At 67.0% G+C, this 896-nt stretch carries 1 protein-coding gene; it reads right to left on the minus strand.

Annotated elements, in window-relative coordinates:
- Window positions 1–12 precede the first annotated feature (12 nt).
- Window positions 13–854 (minus strand): IS5 family transposase gene (locus tag ABFX45_RS46185; RefSeq protein WP_346137427.1). Its coding sequence is split into 2 segments (ribosomal slippage): window positions 13–470 and window positions 470–854, totalling 843 coding nucleotides; the frame shifts between segments, so codons are not numbered across the junction.
- Window positions 855–896 lie beyond the last annotated feature (42 nt).

The raw sequence follows: 896 nt of genomic DNA on the forward strand, positions 1-896 counted from the left end.
TGCTTAGAGTTCCTAACAGAGGGTTTTGACGTGTCGGTAGCAGATCACGCAGGTAGCCAGGCCGAGGAACGCCTCGTGAATATCGTCGCGGCGTTCCCAGCGGATGCGAAGGCGCCGCATGCCGTGGTACCAGGCGATCGTGCGCTCGACGACCCATCTGATCGCGCCGAGCCCGGACCCGTGTTCCTCTCCACGCTGGGCGATCTGCGGGTCGATCCCCCTGTCCTGCAACTCTTCGCGGTGCCTGGCGGAGTCGTAGGCGCGGTCGGCGTACAACGCGTCCGGCCGTCGGCGAGGACGTCCGCGCCGGCCGCGCACCGGCGGGATCGCATCGACCAGCGGGAACAGCTGGGTGATGTCGTTGACGTTGCCAGCGGTCAGGCTGGCCGCGAGCGGGATGCCGCCGCCCTCGGTGATCACGTGGTGCTTGGAGCCAGGCCGGGCGCGGTCGACCGGGCTCGGACCGCTTTTGGGCCACGGCGTGCCGCACGTGCGTGCGAGCTGTCGATGACCGCCCGCGACCAGTCCAGCTTCCCGGCCGCGTTCAGCTCGGCCAGCAGCGCCTCGTGCAGCCGTTGCCACACCCCGGCCTCGTTCCACTCGGCCAGGCGCCGCCAGCACGTCATCCCGGACCCGAAACCCAGCTCCTGGGGCAGGAACTCCCACTGGATGCCGGTATGCAGCACGAACAGGATGCCTTGCAGGACCTGCCGGTCCGGGATGCGCTTGCGGCCCAGCTTGGGCAGCGCGTACTCCCACCGGGGCAACAACGGCTCGATTCGTTCCCACAGGTCGTCGGACACGATCCATGGTGGCTGCTCACCCTTCCTCACCCCACCATGATCAACGATCATGGAAGTTCAGTCACCACAGTTGATCAATCTGTTAGGAACTCT

The organism is Lentzea roselyniae, assembly GCF_039537795.1.
Lineage (GTDB): Bacteria > Actinomycetota > Actinomycetes > Mycobacteriales > Pseudonocardiaceae > Lentzea > Lentzea atacamensis.